Annotated in this window: 2 protein-coding genes; both read right to left on the minus strand. The window is 70.9% G+C overall.

The window, feature by feature from the left end; translation table 11 throughout:
- A partial coding sequence (locus KZA10_RS16755; protein ID WP_218683465.1) for an ATP-binding protein occupies positions 1-223 on the minus strand: 223 nt, incomplete at its 3' end.
- A gap of 70 nt (positions 224-293) precedes the next feature.
- Positions 294-729 (minus strand): dTMP kinase (gene tmk / locus KZA10_RS16760; protein ID WP_218683466.1); only part of this gene is annotated, 436 nt, incomplete at its 5' end.

Consider the following 729-nt stretch of genomic DNA (forward strand, 5'->3'; position numbering starts at 1 on the left):
CGAGCACCTGGCGCATGACATTCTCGTCATCGGGCCGGTCGGCGATCAACGCTGCGGCGAAGGCGTACGCGAGGGTGGAGCGTCCCGAGCCCGGCGGGCCCGTGATCAACCAGGCGTGCGAGAGGGCGGAGGGATCGGATGCCGCGGCGCGGAGCGTGTCGACGGCGGCGTCCTGCCCCCACACATCCGCCCAGGGAAACGGGGCGGGAACGGTCTGGGGCATGGTCTCAGCCTAATCGCGACCACCGACGCTCACGGCACGGAGGATCGCTTCCTCGCTCGGTCGAGCCGGCTCAGTCGAGCAGCGCTGCGACTCTGGTCCTGATCTGCTCGGCGATGACTTCCGGTGCCGCTGCCGCGTCGAGGACGAGGAACCTGTCCGGCTCGGCCGCCGCGAGATTGAGGAAGGCATCGCGGACGCGGCCGTGGAACTCCGCCTGCTCGGCCTCGAGCCGGTCGAACGGCTTGTCGGCGGAGTCCAGACGGGTGCGGGCCTCGGCGGGGTCGAGATCGAGCAGGATCGTCAGGTCCGGGAGCGCGCCCTCCGCCGCCCAGAGCGACAGATCTCGGATCTCGGTCGCGTCGAGAACCCGTCCGGCGCCCTGGTAGGCCACGGACGAATCGAGGTAGCGATCCTGCAGCACGATCTCGCCACGACGGAGCGCCGGTCGCACGACGGTCGCGACATGGTGCGCCCGATCCGCGGCGTACAGCAGTGCCTCGGCGCGC

This window comes from Microbacterium sp. BF1, from assembly GCF_019279095.1.
In the GTDB taxonomy this organism is placed as follows: Bacteria; Actinomycetota; Actinomycetes; order Actinomycetales; family Microbacteriaceae; genus Microbacterium; species Microbacterium maritypicum.